The organism is bacterium (assembly GCA_035703895.1).
Lineage (GTDB): Bacteria > Sysuimicrobiota > Sysuimicrobiia > Sysuimicrobiales > Segetimicrobiaceae > Segetimicrobium.
On the sequence record DASSXJ010000085.1, the window covers coordinates 22438 to 46945 of the forward strand.

Below are 24508 nucleotides of genomic sequence, written 5' to 3' on the forward strand. Positions count from 1 at the left end.
AGCATGGCCGGTGACCGTGTTCGCCCGCTCGTAGTCTCCCCGGGACGCCCGCTGCGGGGCGTCGTGCGCGTCCCCGGCGACAAGTCCATCTCCCACCGTGCGGCGATCCTGGGCGCGATCGCGCACGGCACGACCCGGATCTGGGGATTTCTCCGCGCCGAGGACTGCCTGTCGACCCTGCGGTGCCTCCGGGCCTTGGGCGTTGCGATCGACGACCGCGGGAGCGAGATGGAGATCCGGGGAGGCGGGCTCCGCGAGCCTGAGGAGATCCTGGACGTCGGCAACTCGGGGACCACGCTACGCCTGCTCGCCGGCGTGCTCGCGGGACAGCGCTTTCACAGCGTGCTGACCGGGGACGCCTCGATCCGCCGCAGGCCCATGGATCGCGTTGTCGACCCGCTGCGCCGGATGGGCGCCAGGATCTCCGGGCGCGAGGGCGGGCGGCTCGCGCCGCTGGCGATGAGCGGGGGAGAGCTGCGCGGTATCACCTATGCCACCCCGGTGGCGAGCGCCCAGGTGAAGTCCGCGCTGCTGCTCGCCGGGCTCTTTGCGGACGGCGACACGGTGGTCCAAGAACCGCTGCAGAGCCGCGACCACACCGAGCGCATGCTCGGCGCGTTCGACGCCGAGGTCGTCCGCGGCGGCCTCACGGTCCGGCTGCGGGGCCCCCAGGCGCTCAGCGGGACCGAGGTCCGCGTGCCTGGGGATCTCTCGTCCGCCGCGTTTTTCCTCGTCGCCGCGGCGCTGGTCCCCGGTTCCGAATTGGCGGTCGCCGGCGTGGGCCTGAACCCGACCCGGACCGGCGTCCTCGACGCCCTGAGGATGATGGGAGCTGCCGTCGAGGTCCGGGACCTCAAGGAAGAAAGCGGGGAACCGGTGGGCACCGTCCTGGTGCACGGCGGTCACCTCCACGGGACGGTGATCGGCGGAGATCTGATCCCGCGTGCCATCGACGAACTGCCGGTGCTCGCGGTTGCGGCCTCCCTCGCGGAGGGCGAGACCGTGATCCGGGACGCGGCTGAGTTACGGGTAAAGGAGTCGGACCGCATCGAAGCGCTCGCGCGCGAACTGGGCCGCCTCGGAGCGAGGGTCGAGGCACGGCCGGACGGTCTCGCCATCGTCGGGACGCGGCGGCTGCGGGGTGGACGTGTGGCGAGCGCAGGGGATCACCGCATCGCCATGGCCCTCGCCGTGGCGGGGCTCTGCGCCGACGGGGCGGTGACCGTCGACGATCCCGCCTGTATCGAGACGTCGTTTCCTGGGTTTGCGGACGCTCTCCGCCACGCGACCGGCGGATGAGCGACCATGTGCTTCAGCTGCTGGCGGCTTCGGCCATCGTGTGCCTGGCGTCGATGATCAAGGGCACGATCGGGTTCGGATTCCCGCTCGTGGCGGTCCCGTTGCTGTCGACCCTGATGGGGCCCCGGGTCGCGATCCCGGTCGTCGCGATTCCCACGCTGCTCAGCAATGTGCTCGTCTTTCGCCGCGGCGGCGCCGGCGGTGCTCCTGCGGCGATGTGGACGGCGCTGAGCGGTCTCGCGGTGGGGACGGTAGCGGGGGCGCTCCTGCTCGGGTCGCTCGACGCGCGCCTTGTGTCCGGGCTCGTCGGGCTCGTCGCCATCCTGTATGTGCTCGCGACCGCGCTCCGCTTGACGGTGAGGGTGCCCGCCGCGTCGGCCCGGCAGGTCGGGCCGGTGTTCGGCGTGCTCGCGGGACTGATGGGTGGGGCCACGGGGATCTCCTCCCCGCTCATGGCCAGTTACCTGCTGCTCCTCCGGCTCGAGAAGCGGGAGTTCGTCTTCTGGATCACCGTGATGTTCTTCATCGTCAACATCGCCCAGGTCGCCACGTACTTCCGCCTCGGCCTCTACGCGGTGCCGGTGCTGACCACCGCGCTCCTGGTCTGCGTGCCCATGGTGATCGGGACCCTCGCCGGCCTGGCGCTGCAGGACCGGCTCGCGCCCAGGTTGTTTGAGCGGGTCGTGCTCGTCGTGGTCTTCGCGGCCGGGCTCAACCTGGTGGTGCAGAGCCTTCGATAGCTTCTTCCCTGCGCTGCCGTACGTGCTCCCACGTTTCGGGATTGACCAAGTGTGCAGGCCGCTCGCCCCTCAGGACGTGGAGGATCTGGCCCGCGGCGGATACGGACAGATCGCGCGCCGCTTCCGCCGTGAGGCCCGCCACGTGGGGGGTCAGGATGAGGTTGTCCAGCGCGTAGAGTGGACTGTGGGCGGGCGGCGGCTCCGGGTCAAACACATCGATCGCTGCTCCACGGATCCAGCCTTCGCGGAGGGCACGAATGAGCGCGGCCTGCTGGACAATTGGGCCGCGCGCCGTGTTCACCAGGAACGCGTGCGGCCGCATCCGGCGGAGTTCAGCCTCGCCAATCATCCCGCGCGTGTCGTGCGTCAACTCCGCATGAACCGAGACGAAGTCGGGCTCGCGGAGCACGCCGGAGAGATCCTCGACCCGAACGGCGCCGACCTCCTCGGCTCTGCTGGAGGGCACGTACGGGTCGTACGCGAGGACGCGCATGTGAAAAGCCGCGACGCACTTTCGGGCGACCTCGGTTCCGATCGTGCCGAGCCCGATGAGCCCCACCGTCCGGCCCTCCAGGCTGATTCGGGCCGACCCGTCTCGGTTGGCCCAGCCGTCGCCTTTTCTCGTGGCCGCATCGGAGCGAGAAATCTGCTTCGCCAGGTCGAGCATCAGGGCGACCGTATGCTCGGACACCGGGATTGTCCCCAACCCAGGGTTGTTCACCACGGCGATTCCCCGCTCCGTCGCCTCTGGAATGTCGACCGCATCGGTGCCGCGCCCGGATGTACTGATCACCAGGAGCCGGCGTCCCTCGCGGATGGCATCCCCCCTGAGGCGCGTCGGATAGCGCACCCACACCGCCGAGGCCGTGCTGATTGCCTGGAGGATCGCCTCGTGGTCCGGGTCGCTCAGCACGTGGACATCGGCGTGGGCGGCCAAGAGTGCCTCGCCGGCCTTGTCGTACATCGATCCGACGAGCAGGACCTTGGGGCGCGTTGGTGAGGTCATCGGGTCGCTCCTCCAACGATGCCGCGAGCGCGGAGCCGGCTGATCTCCTCCCGGCGATAGCCGTAATCCATGAGGATCTCATCGGTATGCTGTCCGGGGTCCGGCGGCAGGTCGAGCCGTGCCGCCCGCTCGCCGTCGATAGTAATCGGCAGGTTCGCGAGGCGAAGGTCGGGGATCGCCGGGTGGGGCACAGGTGGAAACAAGTTAAGCGCCTCCACCTGAGGATCCGCCGCGACCTCGTCCAGCTTTCGCACCCGGCTACAGGGAATGTCGCCCGCGAGTAGCACCGCCTCCCACTCGCGCGCCGTCCGCGTCAGAAACCGTGCTTCCAGGATCTCGTGCAGGGCGTCGCGGTTGGTGACACGGTCGGCGTTGGTACGGAACCGGGAGTCTCCGGCGAGCTCGGGGGTGCCGAGCGCGTTACACAACCGCTCGAAGATCGAGGTGTTCCCCGCTGCGAGTTGCAGGTAGCCGTCGCGCGTGGCAAAGCCCTCGTAGGGCGCGATCATGGCCGCCCGAGAACCGACGGGCCCCGGCGCGCGGCCGGTCGCGAGGTAGGCAACGAGGTGATAGCCGACCCAGGCGACGCCGGTTTCGAGCAGGCTCGTTTCGATCCGGCAGCCGCGCCCGCTCCGCTCGCGGGCGTGCAACGCGCCGAGCACGCCCAGTGCTGCCCACATCCCCGCCCCGATATCCACAATCGATGGGCCCGTGCGGCACGGCGGCCGGCCCGGCTCGCCGGTCATGCTCATGATGCCCGAGTACGCCTGGATGACCGGATCATACCCCGGGCGGTCCGCGAGCGGTCCGGTTGACCCGAATCCGGTGATCGAGCAATAGACGATTTTGGGGTTGCCGGCGCGGACGTGTGCGTAGTCCAGCCCACGCTTTGCCAGGCTGCCGGTGCGAAAGCTCTCGACGAGCACGTCCACCTCCGCGGCGAGGCGGCGCACGATCGCTTGGCCGTCCGGATGGTCGAGGTCGACGACCAGGCTTCGCTTGTTGCGATTGAAACTGAGAAAAATCGTGCTGATGCCGTTCCAGTCGGGCGGCCGCCACTCGCGCGTGTCGTCGCCAACGCCGGGGCGCTCCACCTTGATGATGTCGGCGCCGAGGTCCCCCAGGATCATTGAGCAGAATGGCCCGGCGATGTTGCGGGTCAGGTCGAGGACGCGAATACCGTCGAGGACCGCCGCCATAGACTTACCCTCCGCCCTGCGACGTCGCGCGCATGATCTCACCTTTTCCTTAGTCTGCAGCTTGCGGATTCGCTGTCCATGGGTTTGGCGTCCTTCCTGGCCCCCGCGGGTACGGTTTCCCCTCATCTGGTGCAATCGCTTGACGCGGTATGCTATGATGTACTGTACATTCACGAACGACCAAGCCCGATGACGGGGGCGAGTACGCCCGGTCGGCGAGTGCACAGAGACCCGCGTGAACGGTGGAAGCGCGGGCGCGCGCCGGGGCGGAATGGACCCCTGAGGGGTTGAGGCGAACGGCGGCGCAGCCGCCGAGTAGCCGCCGCCGGCGTCCTCTGCCGTTACCGGAGGTAGGACCTGGCGCCATCCGGCGCCGGTCCGGTGAGCGTCCCGGCCGAGAGGCCGGGAAAGTGGGGTGGTACCGCGGGTGGTGCACGAGACCTCCCGTCCCGAGGGGACGGGGGGTTGTTGTGTTTTCTAGGGGCTGAGGAGGCGGTACATGATCGTCGTCATGGGGCCCGGACACACCCGGCCGCAGCTGGATGCGGTCATCCAAAAGATCGAAGAAGGCGGCCTCAGCGTGCAGATCAACGAGGGCGTCGAGCGGATCGTCATCGGCGTCATCGGCGAGAGCCACACCAAGGAGCTTCTGCGCGAGCACATCGAGGCGATGCCGGGCGTCGAGAGCGTTGTCCGCATCCTGCAGCCGTACAAACTGGTGAGCCGGGAGTTCCACGGCGGCGGCGATTCGACCGTCTGGGTGGGGGACGTTGCGATCGGGGGCAGCCGCGTGGTCGTGATCGCCGGTCCCTGCTCGGTCGAGAGCCGCGAGCAGGCCCTCGAGACGGCGCGGGCGGTGAAGGGCGCAGGGGCGCAGCTGCTCCGCGGCGGCGCGTTCAAGCCGAGGACCTCCCCGTACTCGTTTATGGGACTCGAGGAAGAGGCACTCAAGATTCTGGCGGAAGCCCGCGAGCTCACCGGGCTGCCCGTCGTCACGGAAGCGATGGACGCGCGGCAGCTCGAGCTGGTCGTCAAGTACGCAGACATGGTGCAGATCGGCGCGCGGAACATGCAGAACTACACGCTTCTCCGGGATGCGGGCCGCGTGAAGCGTCCGGTGATGCTCAAGCGGGGACCGGGCGCGACGATCGAGGAGCTGCTGCTCGCGGCCGAATACATCATGGCCGAGGGAAACCCCAACGTCGTGCTCTGCGAGCGCGGCATCCGGACGTTCGAAAACTACACGCGGTTCACCCTCGACCTCAACGCGGTGCCGGTGCTGAAACGCCTGACGCACCTGCCGGTGATCGTCGATCCCTGCCACGGGACCGGCAAATGGGAGTTCGTCACGCCGATGGCCCGGGCGTCTGTAGCGGCGGGCGCCGACGGCCTGCTGGTGGAAGTCCACCCCGAGCCCGCCCGGGCGTTGAGCGACGGGCCGCAGCAGCTCACGCCGCAGAACTTTTCACTGATGATGCAGGAGCTCGACGCGATCGCCCTCGCCGTGGGGCGGCGCGTCTAGCGGCGGGCGTTCATGTTTCAGCGCGCAACGCTTATCGGCGTGGGCCTGATCGGAGGCTCGCTCGGCATGGCGCTGCGTGCGCGGGGGCTCGCCCGCGAGGTCGTGGGTGTCACACGAACGGAGGCGGCGATCCCGGCGGCCCGGAGCCGCGGGGCGATCGACCGGGGCACCGTGGACCCCGTGGCGGGCGTGGACGGAGCGGACCTGGTGATCCTGGCTGTTCCCCCCGAGCAGGTCGTGCCGGTGGCCCGGCGCGTGATCCCGTCCCTCCGGCGGGGGGCCTTGGTCACCGATGTCGCGAGCGTCAAGGGCGATCTTGTCCGGTCGGTCGACGCGTTGATCGGGGCAGAGGCCGCGGTGACGTTTGTGGGCGGGCACCCCATGGCGGGCAATGAGGGTCAGGGCATCGCCGCGGCGGAGCCTGGATTGTTTGAAGGGACCGTGTACCTTCTGACGCCCACCCCCACCACCCCGCGCGCGGGCGTCGACCGGCTCGCCGATCTGGTGAGGGCGTTCGGCGCGCTCCCCATCGAGATGGCGCCGGAAGAGCACGACCGGACGGTGGCGCTGGTCAGCCACCTCCCGTATCTCGTCGCGGCAGCGCTGATGGGGGCGACCGGCGACGCCGTCCCGGCGGCGGGCCCCGCGTTTCTCGGGGCGACGCGGGTCGCGGGGAGTCCCGTGGCGCTGTGGGCACAGATCTGCCGGCTGAACCGTGAGCCGATTCGGCTCGCCCTGCGCGCATTTCGGGACGAACTGGCCCAGCTCGAGGCGGCGATCGGGAACGGGGACCGGCTCGACGCGCTCCTCGAAGCCGCGCGAGATGCCCGGCGCCGGCTCGGCATGCACAGCAGCATCCCGGACACGGATAGGAAGGAACGGGGCGGATGATGACACAGGCGCTCGTACTGGAACCTGGGACGCAGGAGTTCGACCGCCGGGCGCGGGAGGGCAACCTCGTGCCCGTGTCGTGCGAGGTCGTCGCGGATCTCGACACGCCGATCTCCGCGTTCCTCCGTCTGCGCGGCCTTCCCCATCCCTACCTGCTCGAGAGCGTCGAAGGGGCGGAGAAGGTCGCCCGGTACTCGTTCCTCGGCGCCCAGCCGCGGATGCTCCTCAGGGCCTACCCGACGTACGTGGAGATCGACGAAGGGGGCGTGGTCCGGCGGACCACACAGGACCCGCTGGAGGAGGCGCGGGCGATACTGCAGCGGTACCGGCCGGTGGCCGATCCGACGCTGCCGCGGTTCTACGGCGGCCTTGTCGGCTGGTTTGGATACGATCTGATACGGACGATCGAGCATCTGCCGAACCGGCCCCCGGATGACCGCGGCCTGCCCGTGTGCAGCCTGCAGCTCGCCGACACGGTGATGATCTTCGACCATCTGCGCCATCGGATCCGGATCGTGGCCAACGCGCTCGTGGACGACGGGGCGGAGCGCGCCTATCGCGCCGCGCGCGAGCGAATCGAAGAATGGCTCGAGCGCCTGCGACGGCCCTTGTCCGAAGCGGCCGCCGCGGCGGCGCTCCCCACGCTGGCGGTCCGCTCCAACATGACCCGCGAGCAGTACGTGGCGGCCGTCCGCCGGTGCAAAGAGTACATCTACGCCGGCGACGCGTTCCAGATCGTGTTCTCACAGCGCTTTGCTGTCGAGACCGGCGCCCTCGATCCGTTCGCCGTCTACCGCGCGCTCAGGATGATCAACCCGTCCCCATTCATGTTCTTTTTGGAGGGCGAGGACGCCACACTCGTGGGCGCTTCCCCGGAGCTCCTGGTCCGCCTCGAGGACGATCTCGTCGAGATGCGGCCCATCGCCGGCACGCGGCGGCGCGGCCTGACCGAGGACGAAGACCAGCGGCTCGCCGAGGAGATGCTGGCCGACGAGAAGGAACGCGCAGAGCACGTCATGCTGGTCGATCTGACCCGGAACGATATCGGGAGGATCGCCAGGTACGGCACGGTGCGCGTGTCCGAGTTGATGGCGGTCGAACGGTACTCGCACGTCATGCACATCGTGAGCAATGTCCAGGGGCGCCTCGCACCCGGCCGGGATGCGATCGACGTCCTGCGTGCCGTGTTTCCGCACGGGACCGTCAGCGGCGCTCCCAAGGTGCGGGCCATGGAGATCCTGGACGACCTCGAGCCCACGGCGCGCGGGCCGTACGCGGGCGCCGTCGGGTACGTCGGGTACGGCGGCGCGCTCGATACCTGCATCGGGATCCGCACGATCGTCATGAAGGACGGCGTGGCATATGCGCAGGCCGGCGGGGGGATCGTGGCCGACTCCGATCCGTCCGCCGAGTACGACGAGACGATCAACAAGGCCAAGGTGTTGATCCGGGCGATCGAAACGGCGGGGCGGGGGCTGTAACCCATGATCCTGGTCATCGACAACTACGACTCCTTCACCTACAACCTCGTCCAGTATCTCGGCGAGTTGGGGGAAGCGCCGCAGGTATTCCGCAACGACGCGATCACGGTGCCTGAGATCGCCGCGCTGGCGCCCGAGGCGGTGGTGATCTCGCCCGGACCGTGTACGCCGGGGGAAGCCGGGGTCAGTACGCCGATGATCCCCGCCCTCGTCGGCCGGGTGCCGATCCTGGGCGTGTGCCTAGGGCATCAGTGCATCGGCGCCGCGCTCGGCGCCCCGGTCATCCGCGGTCGGGCGCCTGTCCACGGGAAGACCTCGTGGGTCCACCACGACGGCCGGACGATCTTCAAGGGCCTGCCGAGCCCGCTCGTCGGGACACGGTACCACTCGCTCGTCATCGACGAGGCCGGGCTGCCCGAGTGCCTCCAGGTGTCGGCGCGCACGGAGGATGGCGTCATCATGGGGGTGCGCCACCGCGACGCGCTGGTGGAAGGCGTGCAATTTCACCCCGAGTCTATCCTGACCGAGCACGGCCACGCCCTGCTGAAGAATTTTCTGGACCTGGCACGGTCGTCACGGACGCCGGAGACGCGGGCCGGGGCCGGGGAGGGGTAGGGGATGGCGCTGAGGGCGGCGATCGCGAGGGTGGTCGGCCATCACACGCTGACCGAGGAGGAGGCCCACGAGGCGATGGGCATCATCATGGACGGCGAGGCCACCCCGGCGCAGATCGCCTCCTTCATCACCGCGCTCGCGGTGCGCGGGGAGACGGCCGAGGAGATCACCGGGTTCGCCCGGGCGATCCGCGAGCACGCCGTCACGATCACGCCCCGGGCCGACCACATCGTCGACATCGTGGGAACGGGCGGGGACCGGCTCAACACCTTTAACATCTCCACGGTCGCCGCGTTCGTGATCGCGGGTGCCGGGGGCCACGTGGCGAAGCACGGCAACCGGGCCGCGAGCAGCAAGTGCGGAGCCGCCGACGTCCTCGAGGCGCTCGGAGTCAACCTTCAGGCGCCCCCCGAGGTGGTGCAGGCCTGCGTCGAGGATGTCGGATTCGGGTTCATGTTTGCACCCCACTTCCACCCCGCGTTCAAGCACGCGCTCGCGCCGCGCCGCGAGATTGGGATCCGGACGGTGTTCAACATTCTCGGCCCGCTGACCAACCCGGCGCGCGCCCGACGGTATCTCCAAGGTGCGCCAAGCGCCGCGCACACGGAACTCATGGCGCGCGTGCACGTGTCGCTCGGCGCCGACCGGGTATTTGTCGTCCACGGACAAGACGGCATGGACGAGATCTCGATTTGCGCGCCGACGCAGGTGTCGGAGGTGGAGGACGGGACCGTCCGCACCTACACGCTGAGCCCCGAGGACTTCGGGTTCTCGCGTGCCCCGCTCGCGGCGATCCGCGGGGGGACCCCGGAGGAGAACGCGGAGATCTGCGTGAGCATCTTGCAGGGAGAGCGGGGACCGCGCCGGGACATCGTGGTGATGAACGCCGGCGCGGCGCTGGTGGCTGCCGGGGTCGCCGTGAAGACCCCCGACGGCATCGCCCTGGCCGCCCGGAGCATTGATTCCGGCGCCGCGTACGCGAAGCTCGAAGCGCTGCGCCTGCGGACCAAGTTTGCCTGAGGCGAAGCCGGTGACCGGCGTCCTGCACGAGATCGTCGCCCACAAGCGGACAGAACTCGCCGAACGCCGGCGCCGCGTCCCGCTCGACGAGGTGCGCCGCCGCGCGGCGGGGGCGGATCCGGCGCGCCCGTTTCTCGCCGCGCTCCGGGGTCCGAAGATCCGGCTCATCGCGGAGGTGAAGGGCGCCTCACCCTCCGCCGGTACGATCCGCGCGGCGTTCGACCCCGCCGCGATCGCTCGGGGATACGAAGGCGCAGGGGCCGCGGCGATCTCGGTCCTGACCGACGCGCGGTATTTTCGGGGCGCGGACGAGCACCTGGTCTCGGTGCGGCGGGCGGTGCGGGTGCCCGTCCTGCGAAAGGACTTCGTCGTCGACCCATACCAGGTATACGAAGCGCGCGCGCTCGGGGCGGACGCCGTCCTCCTTATCGTGATGATCCTCCCGCCGCCTGCGCTGGCGGAGCTCCTGGGGCTGGCGCAGGAGCTCGGCATGGCCGCGCTCGTCGAGGTGCACTCGGACGCGGACCTCGATGGCGCGCTCGCGGTTCGCGCGCCGCTCATCGGGATCAACAACCGTAACCTCGACACGCTCGAGACATCGCTCGACCCGGCGCGCCGGCTGCATCCCCGTATCCCCGACGGGGTGACGGTGGTCGCCGAGAGCGGGATCGAGGAGCGGCCGCAGGTCGAGGAGATGGAGCGGCTGGGTATCCACGCGGTCTTGGTAGGCACGGCGCTGATGCGGGCGCCGGATCCGCCGGCCCGCGTGCGGGAACTGCTCGGGATCAGGAGATAGCGGGGCGGCCGCGGAGGCCGTCCGGCGCAGGGAGGGATCATGACAGCCACGGAAACGAAGGTCAGGCCGGTGACGCGGACGACGGGGGGGAAGCGGGGCCGCCTCCTCACAGGGGACCGCCCGACCGGCAAGCTCCACCTGGGCCACTACGTCGGATCGCTCGAGAACCGCCTCCGGCTCCAGGAGGAGTACGAGTGCTTCTTCCTGGTTGCCGATTATCACACCCTGACGACCGGCGCCGAACGGACTCGAGAGGTGGCGGGCAACATCCGCGAGCTTGTCCTCGACTACCTCAGCATCGGGATCGACCCGCACAAGAGCACGATCTATCTGCAGTCCTTGATTCCTGAAGTGGCGGTGCTCCACCTCATCTTCTCCATGCTGACCGCGGTCCCGCGTCTCCAGCGCGTCCCCACCCTCAAGGAGGTGATGCGGGACCTCAAGCTCGAGACCGCGTCGCTCGGCCTGCTCTCGTATCCGGTGCTCCAGGCGGCCGACATCCTGATGGTGCGGGCGGACGTAGTGCCGGTGGGGAGGGACCAGGCGAGCCACCTCGAGGTCACACGCGAGATCGCCCGGCGGTTCAACGAGCTGTACGGCACTGTGTTCCCGGAGCCCGAGACCGTGACCGGCCGTGTGGGCACGCTGGTGGGGACGGACGGACAGGCCAAGATGAGCAAGTCGCTCGACAACGCGATCTACCTTTCGGATGACGCCGCGACGGTGACGCGCAAGGTCAGTAAGATGTTTACAGATCCGACGCGGATCCACCCGACCGACCCCGGCCACGTGGAAGGCAATCCCGTCTTCATTTACCATGACGCGTTCAATAAGGACCGCGCCGAGGTGGACGAGCTCAAGGACCGCTACCGTAAGGGCACAGTGGGCGACGTCGAGGTCAAGCAGCGGCTCGCCCGCGTCCTCAACGAGTTCCTGGACCCGATCCGCGAGCGGCGGGCCGGCTTTGCGGCGGACCCAAAGCACCTCGAAGAGGTGATCATCGAAGGGAGCCGCGGGGCGCGCCGCGAGGCGCAGGAGACGCTGCGTCTCTGCCTCGAGCGGATGGGGATGGACTACTTCCGCACGGGCGCGCAGGATCGGCCGTAGCCGGCCTCGTGATGGTGCGCGTCAAGATCTGCGGGATCAAGCGGCTCGAGGACGCCCTGGCTGCGGTGGACGCCGGGGCCGATGCGATCGGGCTGAACTTCTGGCGTCCCGGCCGCCGGTACGTGACGCCCGAGACCGCCCGCGTGATCGCACGCGCGATCCCGCCCTTCGTCGCCCGGGTCGGGGTGTTCGTGGATGAGGACCCCGAGACGATTCATGAGATCGCCGCGCTCTGCGGCCTGGACGCGCTGCAGCTGCACGGGTCCGAGACCCCGGAGTTCTGCCGGCAGTTCGACCGGCCGGTGATCAAGGGCGTCAAGGTCCGCGGCGCACAGAGCGTCGACGGGCTCGCCCGATACCAGGTGGCCGCGTTTCTGCTGGACGCAGACGTGCCCGGCGAGATGGGCGGGACCGGCCGGCGATTTGATTGGGCCCTCGCCGTCCGTGCCAAGGAGGCGGGGCCCGTGATTCTGTCCGGAGGGCTCACGCCCGAGAATGTGGCCGACGCGATTCGGACCGCGACCCCCTACGCGGTGGATGTGGCGAGCGGGGTCGAGACCGACGGGCATAAGGACCCGGCGAAGATCAGGGCGTTCGTGGCTCAAGTACAGCAATGGAATAACGCGGAGGTGCGGCGATGACCGTCCAGCCCCACACAGAGGTGCGTTCCCGGGGGCGGTTCGGCGCATATGGAGGGCGGTACGTGCCGGAGACGCTGATCCCGGTCCTCGACGAACTGGAGGCCGCGTACACCGCGGCGGTCCGCGATCCTGCGTTCATCGCCGAAATGAACCGGTATCTTAAAACCTTCTGCGGCCGGCCGACTCCCCTGTATTTCGCGCGGCGGCTGACCGAGAGGTGCGGCGGCGCACGGATCTACCTGAAGCGCGAGGATCTCCTCCACACCGGGGCGCACAAGATCAACAACACAATCGGTCAGGTGCTCCTGGCGGTGCGCATGGGGAAGCGCCGGATCATCGCGGAGACCGGGGCGGGCATGCACGGCGTAGCCACGGCTACGGCCGCAGCGGCATTTGGCCTCCCCTGCGACGTATACATGGGCACCGAGGACATAGAGCGTGTGGCCCTCAACGTGCTTCGGATGAACCTCCTGGGGGCCCGCGTCATCCCGGTCGACTCGGGCAGCCGGACGCTCAAGGACGCCATCAATGAGGCGCTGCGGGACTGGGTGACCAACGTGGCGACCACCCTGTATGTCATCGGCTCGGTGGTGGGCCCGCATCCATATCCCACGCTCGTCCGTGATTTCCAGTCGGTGATCGGCCGCGAGGCGCGGGCGCAGGCGCTCGAGGCGGAGGGCCGGCTGCCGGACTGTGTGGTTGCCTGCGTCGGAGGGGGGAGCAACGCGATGGGGCTCTTCCATCCATTTAAAGATGACCCCGGCGTGGCGATGGTCGGCGTCGAGGCCGGCGGGCTGGGGCTCGCCTCGCAGCAGCATGCCGCCACCCTGTGCGCGGGAAGCCCGGGGGTGCTGCACGGGGCGATGAGTTATCTCCTCCAAGACGCCGACGGCCAGGTGCTGCCTACGCACTCGGTCTCCGCCGGACTCGACTATCCGGGCGTCGGCCCCGAGCACGCCTACTTCAAGGACATGGGGCGCGCCCGGTACGTCTCAGTCACCGATACCGAGGCGCTCGAGGGATTTCACCTGCTCTGCCGCACGGAGGGGATCATCCCGGCGCTCGAGCCCGCCCACGCGGTGGCCTATCTCCGCGAGCTTGCGCCGCAGTTGGGCCGGGACCGGGTCATCGTGCTCGGTCTCAGCGGCCGCGGTGACAAGGATGTCGACACGGTCAGGAAGATGGGCCCTCAACCGTGATCCCCGCGACGACCGGCAATCGCCTGACGAAGGCGCTGGCGGACCTGCGGGCGCGCAACCGGCGCGCGCTGATCCCGTATGTGATGGCCGGAGACCCCACGCCGGAGGCAACCGTGCGCCTCGCGGAGATCCTGGTTGACGCGGGCGCCGACGTCATCGAGCTGGGCGTGCCCTTCAGCGACCCCATCGCCGACGGTCCGGTCAACCAGCGCGCCGGGCTCCGGGCAATGGCGCACGGCATGAGCCTCCGGCCCGCGTTGGACCTGGTGGCGCGCCTGCGCGAGCGCATGACGGTCCCGCTCGTCTTTATGACCTATTACAACCTGATCCTTCGGATCGGCCTTCACCGGTTTTGCCGCCACGCCGCCGGTGCCGGGCTGGACGGGCTGATTGTCGCGGATCTCCCGCCCGAGGAGGGAGGCGAGCTCGGAGCCGCTTCCCGGCAGGAGGATCTGGCCACCATCTTCCTGCTCGCGCCGACCAGCACGGAGCAGCGGATCCGGGCCGTCGCCGCGGCGTCAACGGGGTTTGTCTATTGCGTCTCGAGAACCGGTGTCACCGGTGTGCGGGACGAGCTGCCCGAGGGCGTGCGGGAGCTGGTCCTGCGGATCCGGGAGCAGACGGACACGCCCATCTGCGTGGGGTTCGGCCTGAGCCGGCCCGAGCAGGTGCGCGAGGTCGCCTCGGTCGCCGACGGCGTCATCGTCGGCAGCGCCCTCGTGCAGATGATCGAGGAGGCGCCGGACGCCCTCGACCGCGTCGGGATGTTCGTGCGCACACTGAGGTCGGCGATCGACGATCGGTGACCGGCGGGCATTGACAGCCCCCAAGTGGGGCACATACCGTGGGAAGAGGGCCGGTCGGGCTCCAGCCGAAAGGGGGATGTCGCTCGTGCAGCCGCAGGTGCCGGGGGGTTCCGTCCACGTCAGCGAGGGGCTGGAAGGGGTCGTCGTCGCAGACAGCCGCATCTGCTTCGTCGACGGGATCGAAGGCCGGCTCCTGTACCAGGGCTACGACATCCACGATCTCGCCGAGCACGCCTCCTTTGAGGAGGTGGCGTACCTCCTGTGGCACGGCGAGCTCCCCACGCGTGCTCAGCTCGACCAGCTGAACCGTGATCTCGTCCAAGCCAGGGCGCTCCCCGCGCCGGTGATGTCGCTCATGAAGGCGTTCCCAAAGGACGCGCTCCCCATGGACGTCCTGCGCACCGCGGTCTCGATCCTCGGACTCTCCGACCCCGATGGAGGCGACAACTCGGCCGACGCCAACGTGCGGAAGTCGATCCGGCTCACCACCCAGGTGGCGACGCTCGTCGCCGCGATCGGTCGGCTTCGTGCGGGAACAGCCCCGGTGGCTCCCGATCCCAGCCTCGGTCACGCCGCCAACTTTCTCTACATGCTCTGGGGGAAGGCCGCCGACGCCGAGAGCGTGCGCGCCGTCGACATCGCGCTGGTGCTGCACGCCGACCACGAGCTCAACGCCAGCACCTTCTCCGCCAGGGTCACCGCCGCAACGCTCGCGGACATCCATTCCGCGATCACGTCCGCGATCGGCACGCTCAAAGGGCCCCTGCACGGGGGCGCCAACGAGAACGTCATGCGGATGCTGCTCGAGATCAAGGACCCCGCCAAATCCATCTCCGCGGTGGCCGGGATGCTCGCGGCGAAGAAAAAGATCCCCGGGTTCGGCCACCGAGTCTATAAGACGGAGGATCCGCGGGCGACGCACCTGAGACAGATGTCGGAAACTCTCGGCAGGACGCACGGGCAGCCCCAGTGGTTCGAGATGTCCCGGGAGATCGAGCGCTACATGCTGCGCGAGAAGCACATCTACGCCAACGTCGACTTTTACTCAGCGTCGGTGTACTATGCGCTGGGCATCCCGCTCGAGCTATTCACTCCAGTGTTCGCCGTGAGCCGGATCAGCGGATGGACGGCTCATGTCCTCGAGCAGTACGCCGACAACCGCCTGATCCGCCCTCGGGCCGAGTACGTGGGCCCGCGGCGGCGGGTGTTCACCCCGATCGACCAGCGCCGCTAGGCCCTCGCGCGCCCGCGCCAGGCGTCTGGCCGGCGCGTCAGCCGATCACATCTTCGCCGCCGTCGACGCCGATCACGTTGCCGGTGATCCACTCCGTCCCGGGCCGGCACAGCGCGGCGATCGCGCGGGCCACATCTTCAGGAATCGTGAGCCTCCCCGAAGGATTCCGTCTGAGCGCGGTCTCGGCGATGACTTCATGTCCGGGGATCTTACGGAGCGCGGGCGTGTCGGTGACCCCGGCGCGAATGGTATTAACGGCGATCCCGCGCGGCGCCAACTCCATCGCCAGCTGTCGCGTGTGCGATTCCAGCGCGGCCTTTGCCGCCGACACCGCGCCGTAGTTCGGGAGCACTCGTGTGCCGCCGGCACTCGTCATCGCAAAGATCTTTCCGCCCGTGCGCATCATTCGCCGATGGACAAGATCTTGCACCCAGTACACCAGGCTGTGTGCCATCACGGTGAGCGTCATGTCCATCTGGGCGGCCGTAATGGCGTCCTGGGGAGTGTCAGCGACATAGGGCCGGAGGTTTCCGAACGCCAGGGAGTGGAGGAGCACTGCGACGGCGCCCGTCGGTCCCATCTCTTCCGCCGCGCGGAACAGGACTTCTTCACGCCGCTCCGGATCAGCTGCGTTGACGTTGAAGAACAACGCCCGCCGGCCGGTGGCCCGGATCCCGTCGATCACCTGCTCGACGTGAGGGAGGGTCGATCTACGGTCCAGGTGGACGCCGATGATGTCGTAGCCGATGCGGGCCAGTTCGAGACTCGTCGCTTCTCCGAACCCGCTGCTGGCGCCCAAAATCAGAGCCCAAGGTCCCGTGTCTGCCATGCGCACGCCTCGGTCGCGGGATGACGTAGGCGTTCCGGCGGGCCGGGCGTCCATCGACTCCGCGGGGCTGCCTGGGGAGAATTTCGCGTCGGGTGTAGGGTTCCCTTCGGCGCCGGCCCTCGACGCCGTCAGGGGGGCGAGACGACAGCCGCCGGCGTGGACCAACGCGACGCTGCCAGCCGTCCAGGTACACGAGACGGCCGGCAGCGTACGACTGGGCTAACGGTCGGCATGCTCCTGGTCTCCACGGAACTGCCCGGCCGGCTGATCGTTGTCGCCCGCGACCGTTCCCAGGTCACTCGACTCGGGTGTGGCTACGATCGACGTGATGGACGAGTCGCGATCGCCCCAATTCCCCTCATCGGCAAACGCCGCCGCCGCAGGGAGAAGGATGGCTACCCCTAGAGCCAGTGCCACGAGGATCTTCAGCATTGTCGTCCCTCCTTGGCTTTCAGATTGACCCCATCATAGGCCGCGACTGTGGATTACGAGATGAACCGGTTCACGTTCGGAGTGTGATGTTTGTCACAGTCGACTACCCTTGCCGCCGATGTCCGGAAGATTCTATGATGAGCATGCGATGATCGTGACCCCAGTGCGAGTCAGCCGGCAAGGAGCCATCCGATTCCTGTTGGAGGCGCAGCACCTGCGCCGCGGCATGACGCACGATTCCCGAGGCACCACGACTGCCGCTGCCGTCCTCGGGGAGATCCGTCACCTGGAGTGCGTCCAGATCGATCCCGTGGCGGTCGTGGAGCGGAACCAGCATCTCGTGCTGGCCGCCCGCATGGCGGGGTACCTGCCGCAGACGCTCGCAGAGCTCCTCCGGCGCCGCAAGGTGTTCGAATACTGGGCCAACGCCGCCTGTGTCGTTCCGGTGGAAGACTATCCCCTCTTCGAGGGCACCCGCCGCCGATACCGCAAGCGCCTCGCGCCGGACCTGACTGCGCTGCGCTCGGTCGTGCGCCATGTCCTTGCCGAGCTCGAGGCTCACGGCCCCTTGGCGGCTCGCACCTTTGTCTCGGATCATCGCGTCCGCGGCGCCTGGGATCTCAGCGATGCCAAGACCAAGGCGACATCGCATGCGCTCAGCCTTCTCCTCAAGGTCGGAGACATTATCGTGGTTAAGCGCGAGGGTCTCGAACGGTACTTCGATCTCCCGGAGCGGGCGCTGCCGGCCGATCTGCTGGAGCGCGCCCGCGCGTTCAGCGCGGCCGACGCGGACGAGTCGATGCTCGAGAAATACCTCAGAGCATATCGTGTGTTCGACGCGGGTGATCCTCGGTTCGGATGGCGAGCGATGACGGTGGCCGCCCGCCGTGATGTCCTGCAGCGCCGTGCCCGCAAGGGCGCCGTGGTACCGCTCACCATCGACGACGTCGGACGGCAGTATTTCGTGAGGAGCGAGGACCTCCCCGCCCTCCGGCGGCACGAGCGGGCCGCCAGATCTGAGGCGGCGCTCGGGGACGGAGCTCCGATGCGCTTCCTGGCGCCGCTAGACAACCTGCTGTGGCGCCGCAACCGGATCTCGGACCTCTTTCGATTCGAATATACGTGGGAGGTGTACCTCCCTCTGCCGAAGCGACGATTCGGGCACTACGCGATGCCCATCCTGTTTGGCGACCGGTTCGTCGGCCGCCTCGACCCCCAACTCGACCGGGAGCGCCGTCGCCTGGTCATCAGGCTCCTGCAGCTGGAGCCGCAGATGCGGATCACGATGCGGCTGCGCACGGCCCTACGCACGGCCCTCGAGTCGTTTGCCCGCTTCCACGGCGCAGCGGAGCTACACATCGACCGCACGATTCCAGCCGGACTGCGACGGATGCTCCCATGAATGTCTGCCGCACACCATCTGACCCCACGCGCGTAAGCCCAGGTCACCTGGATCACGATCCGCCAAAAAGAAAGGAGTGCCCGTGTCCAACCTGTTGGACCGCATCCGGATGGCCATGCGCGGCGAGGCACCCTACCCCCCGATCGCCGAGTTGATCGGATTCACTGTCGCCGACCTCCAACCTGGACGTGCGGTCGTCGAATTCGAGGCAACCGAGCGCCATGCCAATCCCATGGGGACCCTGCATGGGGGTGTCCTGTGCGATATCGCCGACGCGGCCATGGGGATGGCGTACGCGGGAACGCTCAACGATGGGGAGACCTTCACCACACTCGAACTGAAGATCAACTTTCTCAGGCCGGTGTGGACGGCCCGCCTGCGCGCGACCGCGATAGTCGTCCACCGGGGTCGCACCGTCGGGCTCGCCGAGTGCGACGTGACTGACGAGCAGCAGCGGTTGATAGCCAGGGCGACCAGCACGTGCATGACGCTGCGTGGAGAGCAGGCCAAGGAGCGGTAGGACCGCATGGCGACCGGGTCTGGTCAGGAGAGGAACACCCGCGTTTCGAGCATCATCAAGGCGGCGCGTCGCGCCATCTATCAGGCATTCCCTGGACCCTGGCCGATGCCCCGGGAGGCACCGAAGTCACCATCCTTTGCGAGAACGTTCCCGAGGGAATACGCCGAGCGACCACGAGACGGGGCTTATCTCGGTGCGTTCACCGAGTAGCAGGCTGTGCCGGCTCACGCCGGCACGAGGAGCTGGAACATGGGCACCCCAGGTCTTTCGAAGTCGAGGCTCGAGCGAATGCATCACGTGTTGTCGGGATACGTCGACCGGAAAGAGGTGCCCGGGCTCGTTGCGCTCGTCAGTCATCATGCCGACGTGCATGTGGAGACGCTCGGCACAATGGCGGTCGACCATCCGGCGCCGATGACGCGCGACACGATCTTTCGCATCGCGTCGATCACGAAGCCCATTACTGCCGTCGCGGCAATGATACTGGTAGAGGAATGCAAGTTACGGCTCGACGAATCGATCGAACCGTGGCTGCCGGAGCTTGCACATCGTCGTGTGCTGAAATCCATGTCCGCGCAGCCCGACGACGCGGTTCCTGCGCTGCGCGCGATCACCGTTCGCGATTTGCTGACGTTCCGCATGGGTCTCGGCAGTGTGATGGCCATGCCGGGTACGTATCCGATTCAGAAGTTGATGCGTGAATATCGGATTGGCGGCGACGGTCCACCACACCCTTCGCGGGCGCCCGGCACAGAAGAATGGCTGCAGAAGCTCGGTTCGCTGCCGTGGATGGCGCACCCGGGCGAGCGGTGGATGTACCACGTGAGTGCCGATGTCCTGGGGGTCTTGATCGCGCGCGTATCGGGACAACCCCTCGGCACGTTCATGCGCGAGCACATCTTCGACCCGCTCGGAATGAAAGACACGGCATTCCACGTGCCGTCCGGAAAAATCGACCGCTTGCCTGCGTGCTACTTCTTCAACCGTGGGACGAACACGCTGGAGGTGTTTGACGGCGTGGCGTACAGCGCATGGCGGTCTGAGCGGTCGTTCGAATCAGGCGGAGGCGGGCTCGTGTCGACGATCGATGACTATTTTGCCTTCAGCCGCATGATGCTGAACAAAGGCCGGCACGGCCGCGAGCAAGTTCTTTCACGCGCCGCCGTGGAGCTGATGACTGCAGATCAACTCACGCCTGCGCAACGCGCAGGGTCCGAGATCTTTTTCGGTGCGTATCGCAGCTGGGGCTTCGGAATGGGGGTGGACATTCGGCGCAACGAAATCTTCCACACACCGGGCCGATTCGGTTGGGACGGCGGCTTCGGCACATCCGCATATACGGACCCCGTAGAGGGAATGATCGGCATCCTCTTTACGCAGCGCATGATGGATTCACCGGAACCGCCGAAGGTATTCACCGACTTCTGGACACTGGCGTATGGAGCAATGGAATAGGCAACACGCTACGGGCAACGGCCATGACCCCCTCGCTTCGCGCAGCGCATCGATAGATATGCTAGAATCCGAGACGTGGGCCGTTAGCTCAGCGGGTAGAGCGCCGGGCTTTTAACCCGGGCGTCGCGGGTTCGAGTCCTGCACGGCCCACCAATCAAGGGATAGCGAAGAGGTCTTACCGTCTGCTACTCCCCTGCTACTCCCTGCGTATCGCGAGCGACTCAGAGTCCCGCTTGATCAGTCGGAACCCTGTAACTCTCGTGACGGTACCGTGAATACCTCTGGGGGTGCCGTGCGGGTGTGTCCTCGCTGCGGACGGCCGGTGGAGCGCCGGCCCGAAGGCCCGCTGGTGCTCCCCGTCTTGCAAGGCGAGATTCTATCTGGAGCGGCGGCTCACGACATCTACCCATAGGTACGCCCCTGGAACGCCGCAGCGAGTGGGAATTCCCGGTCCTCAAGCGATTCTGTGGGCGATCCTCGGCCAGCTTGTCGAGCTGGAGGCGCGCCTGCCGTCCGGGCCCGATGTGAGCAGTGCCTTCGGTCGTGCGCTGCTCGCTGTGGATGCCTTGAGGGAACTGGCTGAGGCGCGTATGACCCAGCATGCTCACCCGAGCCCATAGGGCGCCAATCGGGAATAGCCAGCATGGAAATTCGGTTCAACTGGAAGTATCGAAGCTAGGGTGGCAAACCCAAGGAGGAGTCACATGAACACCCCTGTTGTCCTGATCACTGGCGCCCTTACTGGTATCGGCCGTGCCACGGCTCTTTCGTTCGCTCACGAAGGCGCACGGATCGTCGTCTCCGGCCGCCACGAGGAAGCTGGCAAGGCGCTCGCCACCGAACTGCGCACGCTCGGTGTAGAAGCCGAGTTTGTTCGTGCCGACGTGCGTCACGAGGACGATGTGCGTAGCCTGGTCGATAAGACCGTCGCGCGCTTCGGTCGCCTGGACGTAGCTGTCAACAACGCCGGTACAGAGGGTGAGCCCGGCCCGGTGATGGAACAGTCCGCCGAGACTTATGCCGCTATCTTCGACACTAACGTGCTCGGCACACTGCTGAGCATGAAGCATGAGTTGCGCGTGATGGTTCCGCAAGGAAGCGGCAGTATCGTCAATGTGTCGTCTGTCTTCGGCCACACCGGCGCTGGTGGCGCGTCGATTTATGTGGCGAGCAAGCACGCGGTTGAAGGTCTTACTAAGTCGGCGGCCCTCGAAGTAGCGGGCACCGGTGTACGCGTCAATGTGATCGCCCCTGGTCCGATCGACACCCCGATGCTGAATCGATTCACCGGAACGGACGAAAGAAAAGCGGACTTGGCATCGACGGTGCCGCTCAAGCGCGTGGGGCGACCCGAGGAGATCGCTCAGACCATCGTCTTTATGTCCTCCGACAATGCATCGTACATCACGGGTGCGTCGTATCTCGTCGATGGTGGAATGCTGGCCGCGTAAGGCAATAGAAGAACAGGCGCGTTGTCCGAGCACAGAAAGATATTGGATAAATCCTGAGATCAGAAACAAGAATGGAGTTTTTATGAAAATTATTTTGATTGGCGCAAACGGAACGATCGGCGAACAGGTTCAAAAGGCATTCGCGGGCGCTGGCCATGAGATAGTCAAGGTCGGACGCAAATCAGGCGATTTCCAAGTCGAGATCGAAAACCGCGAAAGTGTCCGGAAGCTTTATCAGGCCGTCGGCTCGTTTGATGCCGTGGCCATTGCAGCAGGCGAAATCGCATTTGCTCCGCTTTCGGAACTCACCGCTGAAAAGTGGCAGTTGTCGTTGGGAAGCAAGCTCATGGGTCAGATCAATCTGGTTCAGGAGGCGATCCCGTTCATCAAAGAAAAAGGATCCTTCACTTTGATTTCGGGCGCTCTTAACGACGAACCGATCTTCGCCGGCGTCGCGGCTTCAGCCGTCTCGGGCGCGTTGGAAGGTTTTGTTCGGGCTGCCGCAATTGAACTTCCTAAGGGATTGCGTATCAATGTGGTGAGTCCTACGGTCCTAAAAGAATCCGAAGCTCATTTTGGTCCGTTCTTTCCCGGCATGATTCCGGTCGAAGGATGGAAAGTTGGACAAGCCTACAAACGCGCTATCTTGGGGGCGCAAACCGGCCGCGTTTACAAAGTTGATTGAGCTTAACCCAGCTGTCCGCCATTCTTTGTGCTTGAGCCGCCGTGCCGAGGAGGATGTCCACGAACGCTTCGTCGTCCCACTCTAGGCGTGAGGGATTCCAGGGACCCCAATCGGGTAGGCCGCGGACGTGGAGTCGGCCGCCGAGGATGGTGGCGGGGAAGAAGCGGTCGGAATAGGCCACGGTGTCAAAGGCGAACGGCAAGGGATAGCCGCATGCACTCCCGACCCTTCACGGATGTCATATCATAGCCTATTTCTTTCGGACTAACTGGATGGATGTGATATCGCGGACGTCTTTGTATTGCAGATCGGCAACGGTCGGCCGTTGGATTTTGGCCCAGAGCTTTGAGGTGCCAATATCCTTCGCGCCGTCGAAGGTGAAGAAGGCCCATTGGATCGCGCCTCCGCTGGGCAGCTGCGGTCCGCGGTGGTTCTTCATCCTCTCATCCTCCGTCCCAGTGGCCTTGTAGAACTGGTAGACTTTTTCAAACGGATCGGGGGTGACGTACACTTCGCTCTCGACGCCCGGTCCGTTCTGCGGGTTGCTGTTCGCAAGCTGCTCTAGCTGCGGATCGCGTCGCGCAGCAGGATACACCTTGAACTCGGCCGCAGCCGACACTGCGCTTAATGCGAGGATCACCGCGCACAGTATCACCTCCCTTGTCTTCATCTCGCCCCCCATCAATGAATTCGTTACTTCGCCACAATGATCTCCCCCCGCCGGTTGCGGGCCCGATTCTCCTCCGTCGTGTTCGGGTACCGAGGCTTGAGCTGACATTTCCACTAGTATCGCTTCGACCGAGGCTTTCCATACTACCCGCCCGGTCCCTGCCGAACGAATAAGGGGCCAGCCGCGAAGGACTAGCCCCCAGGGGGAGGAGGTCCAAGATTGGCCGTCCGGACACGTCCTCCCGAAAATTATGTTACGTTTTCTCGCGAAGGCATTTTTAGACTGTTCTACGCTCTGCGACGGATCAAGTTCCCACGAGCCGCCGTGACCACGACTGTATGCTCCTTAGCTAGCTTGATGAGATTGGCGGGACTGATGGTATCGCCCACAATGCCATGGCCCGCGATCTCGCAAACTTGAACGCCGGGCCCCGGCGCTAGCATCAAATTCCGTTCACCTTCTGGCATAGCCACCAGCGTGGCGGGCGCTCAAGCTCCCTGAATAGATCACACTCCGAAGGAGGTCATGGATGTCAGCAAGAGAGCAAGAACCGAATGTAGCTCTGGTAGAGTCTTATGGCGAAGAACGGTCGACTACGAAGGTCGTCCTGTTCTTAACCGTTCCGCCAATGAGAACCCGCACATTGTAGACTCCAAAGTCAGGAAGGCGAACTCCAGGAAAACCAATGTAGGCGTGCGCAGTTCCCGTATGGCTTAGAAACGCTTCACCATCCGCGCTTGCAGTCGGCCCGGATGGCGAGACAATCTCTACGGTGATTCGGGCGCGTTCGTTTGGATTCCCGGACAAACGTACCGCGACGACTATGTGGGCGTACCGCGCTGGGACGCTGGGTACTCTGATGATGTCAAAGATGCCGATCAGGTTAGGCTTCCCCGCTTGATCTGAAAACGCGTTATCACATACGATCACCCAGTCGCAATCGATCATGATCGTTCCCCTTCGGCCGCGCCGCGCTGATAGCCGTGGCCGTCTGAGGTCTCCCCGTGGGTTCCATCTTCCTTCCCTTTCGGAAGGACCCTGTGCAACTGAATTTGCCTGTCTAGAGGTACGAGGTTATGGACGCACCCCGGCAGAGGGGTGGGTGCCGGTATCCGCCTTCGTCGATGTGCTCATGCGCACCGCTTCTTCGTCTGCCCTTTCTGCCAGCGAACTCGCAAAGCATGACGGGCGCTCTCGCCGGCAGCTACCGTATAAGCTCGATGGACCTGCAAAGCACCACGCCGTCTAAGCAAACAAAGTTTCGACGAGCATCTATTCGGATTTCGAACTATTGAGGAAATGTGCAATAATGGGCATGTTAGCCCTCGTCCCCTCTCCGTCCTCATGGCTCGCATCTTGACGATAATCGGCCTCGGTGCCCTGGGTTTACATCCCATGGCACATGAAGGTTGAGAAAATTCAGTGAGTTGAGATGGGGAATCTCTTGCAACAAATTCTCTGACGGAGGTGGCACATGCCCAAGTACCTCGTCCAAGCTTCGTATACCA

Annotated in this window: 23 protein-coding genes and 1 tRNA gene; 19 read left to right on the forward strand and 5 right to left on the reverse strand. The window is 66.3% G+C overall.

The window, feature by feature from the left end:
• The first annotated feature begins 3 nt into the window (after positions 1–3).
• Together aroA and VFP86_06075 are read left to right on the forward strand one after the other, a co-directional pair.
• A complete protein-coding gene (gene aroA / locus VFP86_06070) occupies positions 4–1299 on the forward strand; it encodes a 3-phosphoshikimate 1-carboxyvinyltransferase (GenBank protein ID HET8999195.1) in 1296 nt (431 codons plus the stop codon).
• A complete protein-coding gene (locus tag VFP86_06075; protein HET8999196.1) occupies positions 1296–2039 on the forward strand; it encodes a sulfite exporter TauE/SafE family protein in 744 nt (247 codons plus the stop codon). Before aroA ends, VFP86_06075 begins: the two co-directional genes overlap by 4 nt.
• Here the strand turns inward: VFP86_06075 and VFP86_06080 are convergent.
• Both VFP86_06080 and VFP86_06085 read right to left on the reverse strand, forming a co-directional pair.
• Positions 2011–3045, reverse strand: coding sequence for a hydroxyacid dehydrogenase (locus VFP86_06080; protein HET8999197.1), 1035 nt, complete (start codon positions 3043–3045; stop codon positions 2011–2013). The genes VFP86_06075 and VFP86_06080 overlap by 29 nt on opposite strands.
• On the reverse strand, positions 3042–4244 hold the full coding sequence (locus VFP86_06085; protein ID HET8999198.1) for a CoA transferase: 1203 nt from the start codon (positions 4242–4244) through the stop codon (positions 3042–3044). Before VFP86_06085 ends, VFP86_06080 begins: the two co-directional genes overlap by 4 nt.
• Positions 4245–4743: 499 nt before the next feature.
• On the opposite strand from VFP86_06085, the gene aroF reads away from it, so the two are divergent.
• From aroF to VFP86_06140, 11 genes are all read left to right on the forward strand, one after another.
• Positions 4744–5766: a 3-deoxy-7-phosphoheptulonate synthase gene (gene aroF / locus VFP86_06090; protein ID HET8999199.1), complete on the forward strand. Its 1023-nt coding sequence runs from the start codon at positions 4744–4746 to the stop codon at positions 5764–5766.
• Between the two features lie 12 nt (positions 5767–5778).
• Positions 5779–6657, forward strand: coding sequence for a prephenate dehydrogenase (locus VFP86_06095; GenBank protein HET8999200.1), 879 nt, complete (start codon positions 5779–5781; stop codon positions 6655–6657).
• Positions 6657–8138 (forward strand): anthranilate synthase component I, encoded by a 1482-nt coding sequence (trpE, locus tag VFP86_06100; GenBank protein HET8999201.1) that lies wholly within the window; start codon positions 6657–6659, stop codon positions 8136–8138. Before VFP86_06095 ends, trpE begins: the two co-directional genes overlap by 1 nt.
• A gap of 3 nt (positions 8139–8141) precedes the next feature.
• Complete coding sequence (locus VFP86_06105) at positions 8142–8753, forward strand: aminodeoxychorismate/anthranilate synthase component II (GenBank protein ID HET8999202.1); 612 nt, start codon at positions 8142–8144, stop codon at positions 8751–8753.
• 3 nt (positions 8754–8756) lie between these two features.
• On the forward strand, positions 8757–9773 hold the full coding sequence (gene trpD, locus VFP86_06110) for an anthranilate phosphoribosyltransferase (protein ID HET8999203.1): 1017 nt from the start codon (positions 8757–8759) through the stop codon (positions 9771–9773).
• Positions 9774–9783: 10 nt separating this feature from the next.
• Entirely contained in the window at positions 9784–10569 is a 786-nt protein-coding gene (gene trpC, locus VFP86_06115) for an indole-3-glycerol phosphate synthase TrpC (protein ID HET8999204.1), read from the forward strand.
• Positions 10570–10608: 39 nt separating this feature from the next.
• Entirely contained in the window at positions 10609–11676 is a 1068-nt protein-coding gene (gene trpS, locus VFP86_06120; GenBank protein HET8999205.1) for a tryptophan--tRNA ligase, read from the forward strand.
• An 11-nt stretch (positions 11677–11687) separates the two neighbouring features.
• Positions 11688–12317, forward strand: coding sequence for a phosphoribosylanthranilate isomerase (locus tag VFP86_06125; GenBank protein ID HET8999206.1), 630 nt, complete (start codon positions 11688–11690; stop codon positions 12315–12317).
• Positions 12314–13516, forward strand: coding sequence for a tryptophan synthase subunit beta (trpB, locus tag VFP86_06130; GenBank protein HET8999207.1), 1203 nt, complete (start codon positions 12314–12316; stop codon positions 13514–13516). The genes VFP86_06125 and trpB overlap by 4 nt, the downstream gene beginning before the upstream one ends.
• Positions 13513–14322 carry a tryptophan synthase subunit alpha gene (gene trpA, locus VFP86_06135; protein HET8999208.1) on the forward strand — a complete coding sequence of 270 codons (810 nt, stop codon included), beginning with the start codon at positions 13513–13515 and terminating at the stop codon, positions 14320–14322. The genes trpB and trpA overlap by 4 nt, the downstream gene beginning before the upstream one ends.
• Positions 14323–14407: 85 nt before the next feature.
• Positions 14408–15556, forward strand: a complete 1149-nt coding sequence (locus VFP86_06140; GenBank protein ID HET8999209.1) for a citrate synthase — start codon at positions 14408–14410, stop codon at positions 15554–15556.
• A 37-nt stretch (positions 15557–15593) separates the two neighbouring features.
• Here VFP86_06140 and VFP86_06145 read toward each other — a convergent pair whose 3' ends face one another.
• Positions 15594–16385, reverse strand: a complete 792-nt coding sequence (locus tag VFP86_06145; GenBank protein ID HET8999210.1) for an SDR family oxidoreductase — start codon at positions 16383–16385, stop codon at positions 15594–15596.
• A 219-nt stretch (positions 16386–16604) separates the two neighbouring features.
• On the reverse strand, positions 16605–16817 hold the full coding sequence (locus VFP86_06150) for a hypothetical protein (protein ID HET8999211.1): 213 nt from the start codon (positions 16815–16817) through the stop codon (positions 16605–16607).
• A gap of 148 nt (positions 16818–16965) precedes the next feature.
• Between VFP86_06150 and VFP86_06155 the strand changes: the two genes are divergently transcribed.
• From VFP86_06155 to VFP86_06180, 6 genes are all read left to right on the forward strand, one after another.
• Positions 16966–18219 (forward strand): crosslink repair DNA glycosylase YcaQ family protein, encoded by a 1254-nt coding sequence (locus VFP86_06155; GenBank protein ID HET8999212.1) that lies wholly within the window; start codon positions 16966–16968, stop codon positions 18217–18219.
• A gap of 82 nt (positions 18220–18301) precedes the next feature.
• Entirely contained in the window at positions 18302–18739 is a 438-nt protein-coding gene (locus VFP86_06160) for a PaaI family thioesterase (GenBank protein HET8999213.1), read from the forward strand.
• Between the two features lie 249 nt (positions 18740–18988).
• A complete protein-coding gene (locus VFP86_06165) occupies positions 18989–20194 on the forward strand; it encodes a serine hydrolase domain-containing protein (GenBank protein ID HET8999214.1) in 1206 nt (401 codons plus the stop codon).
• Between the two features lie 77 nt (positions 20195–20271).
• Positions 20272–20347, forward strand: a tRNA-Lys gene (locus VFP86_06170).
• Between the two features lie 551 nt (positions 20348–20898).
• Complete coding sequence (locus VFP86_06175) at positions 20899–21645, forward strand: glucose 1-dehydrogenase (protein ID HET8999215.1); 747 nt, start codon at positions 20899–20901, stop codon at positions 21643–21645.
• A gap of 82 nt (positions 21646–21727) precedes the next feature.
• Positions 21728–22330, forward strand: a complete 603-nt coding sequence (locus VFP86_06180; protein HET8999216.1) for a short chain dehydrogenase — start codon at positions 21728–21730, stop codon at positions 22328–22330.
• A 250-nt stretch (positions 22331–22580) separates the two neighbouring features.
• Here VFP86_06180 and VFP86_06185 read toward each other — a convergent pair whose 3' ends face one another.
• Positions 22581–23000 carry a hypothetical protein gene (locus VFP86_06185; GenBank protein HET8999217.1) on the reverse strand — a complete coding sequence of 140 codons (420 nt, stop codon included), beginning with the start codon at positions 22998–23000 and terminating at the stop codon, positions 22581–22583.
• Positions 23001–24508 lie beyond the last annotated feature (1508 nt).

Coding starts and splice junctions, on each gene's coding strand:
- aroA (HET8999195.1), top strand. CDS start 4: ATGGCCGGTGACCGTGTTCGCCCGCTCGTAGTCTCCCCGGGACGCCCG.
- VFP86_06075 (HET8999196.1), top strand. CDS start 1,296: ATGAGCGACCATGTGCTTCAGCTGCTGGCGGCTTCGGCCATCGTGTGC.
- VFP86_06080 (HET8999197.1), bottom strand. CDS start 3,045: ATGACCTCACCAACGCGCCCCAAGGTCCTGCTCGTCGGATCGATGTAC.
- VFP86_06085 (HET8999198.1), bottom strand. CDS start 4,244: ATGGCGGCGGTCCTCGACGGTATTCGCGTCCTCGACCTGACCCGCAAC.
- aroF (HET8999199.1), top strand. CDS start 4,744: ATGATCGTCGTCATGGGGCCCGGACACACCCGGCCGCAGCTGGATGCG.
- VFP86_06095 (HET8999200.1), top strand. CDS start 5,779: ATGTTTCAGCGCGCAACGCTTATCGGCGTGGGCCTGATCGGAGGCTCG.
- trpE (HET8999201.1), top strand. CDS start 6,657: ATGACACAGGCGCTCGTACTGGAACCTGGGACGCAGGAGTTCGACCGC.
- VFP86_06105 (HET8999202.1), top strand. CDS start 8,142: ATGATCCTGGTCATCGACAACTACGACTCCTTCACCTACAACCTCGTC.
- trpD (HET8999203.1), top strand. CDS start 8,757: ATGGCGCTGAGGGCGGCGATCGCGAGGGTGGTCGGCCATCACACGCTG.
- trpS (HET8999205.1), top strand. CDS start 10,609: ATGACAGCCACGGAAACGAAGGTCAGGCCGGTGACGCGGACGACGGGG.
- VFP86_06125 (HET8999206.1), top strand. CDS start 11,688: ATGGTGCGCGTCAAGATCTGCGGGATCAAGCGGCTCGAGGACGCCCTG.
- trpB (HET8999207.1), top strand. CDS start 12,314: ATGACCGTCCAGCCCCACACAGAGGTGCGTTCCCGGGGGCGGTTCGGC.
- VFP86_06145 (HET8999210.1), bottom strand. CDS start 16,385: ATGGCAGACACGGGACCTTGGGCTCTGATTTTGGGCGCCAGCAGCGGG.
- VFP86_06150 (HET8999211.1), bottom strand. CDS start 16,817: ATGCTGAAGATCCTCGTGGCACTGGCTCTAGGGGTAGCCATCCTTCTC.
- VFP86_06155 (HET8999212.1), top strand. CDS start 16,966: ATGATCGTGACCCCAGTGCGAGTCAGCCGGCAAGGAGCCATCCGATTC.
- VFP86_06165 (HET8999214.1), top strand. CDS start 18,989: ATGGGCACCCCAGGTCTTTCGAAGTCGAGGCTCGAGCGAATGCATCAC.
- VFP86_06175 (HET8999215.1), top strand. CDS start 20,899: ATGAACACCCCTGTTGTCCTGATCACTGGCGCCCTTACTGGTATCGGC.
- VFP86_06180 (HET8999216.1), top strand. CDS start 21,728: ATGAAAATTATTTTGATTGGCGCAAACGGAACGATCGGCGAACAGGTT.
- VFP86_06185 (HET8999217.1), bottom strand. CDS start 23,000: ATGAAGACAAGGGAGGTGATACTGTGCGCGGTGATCCTCGCATTAAGC.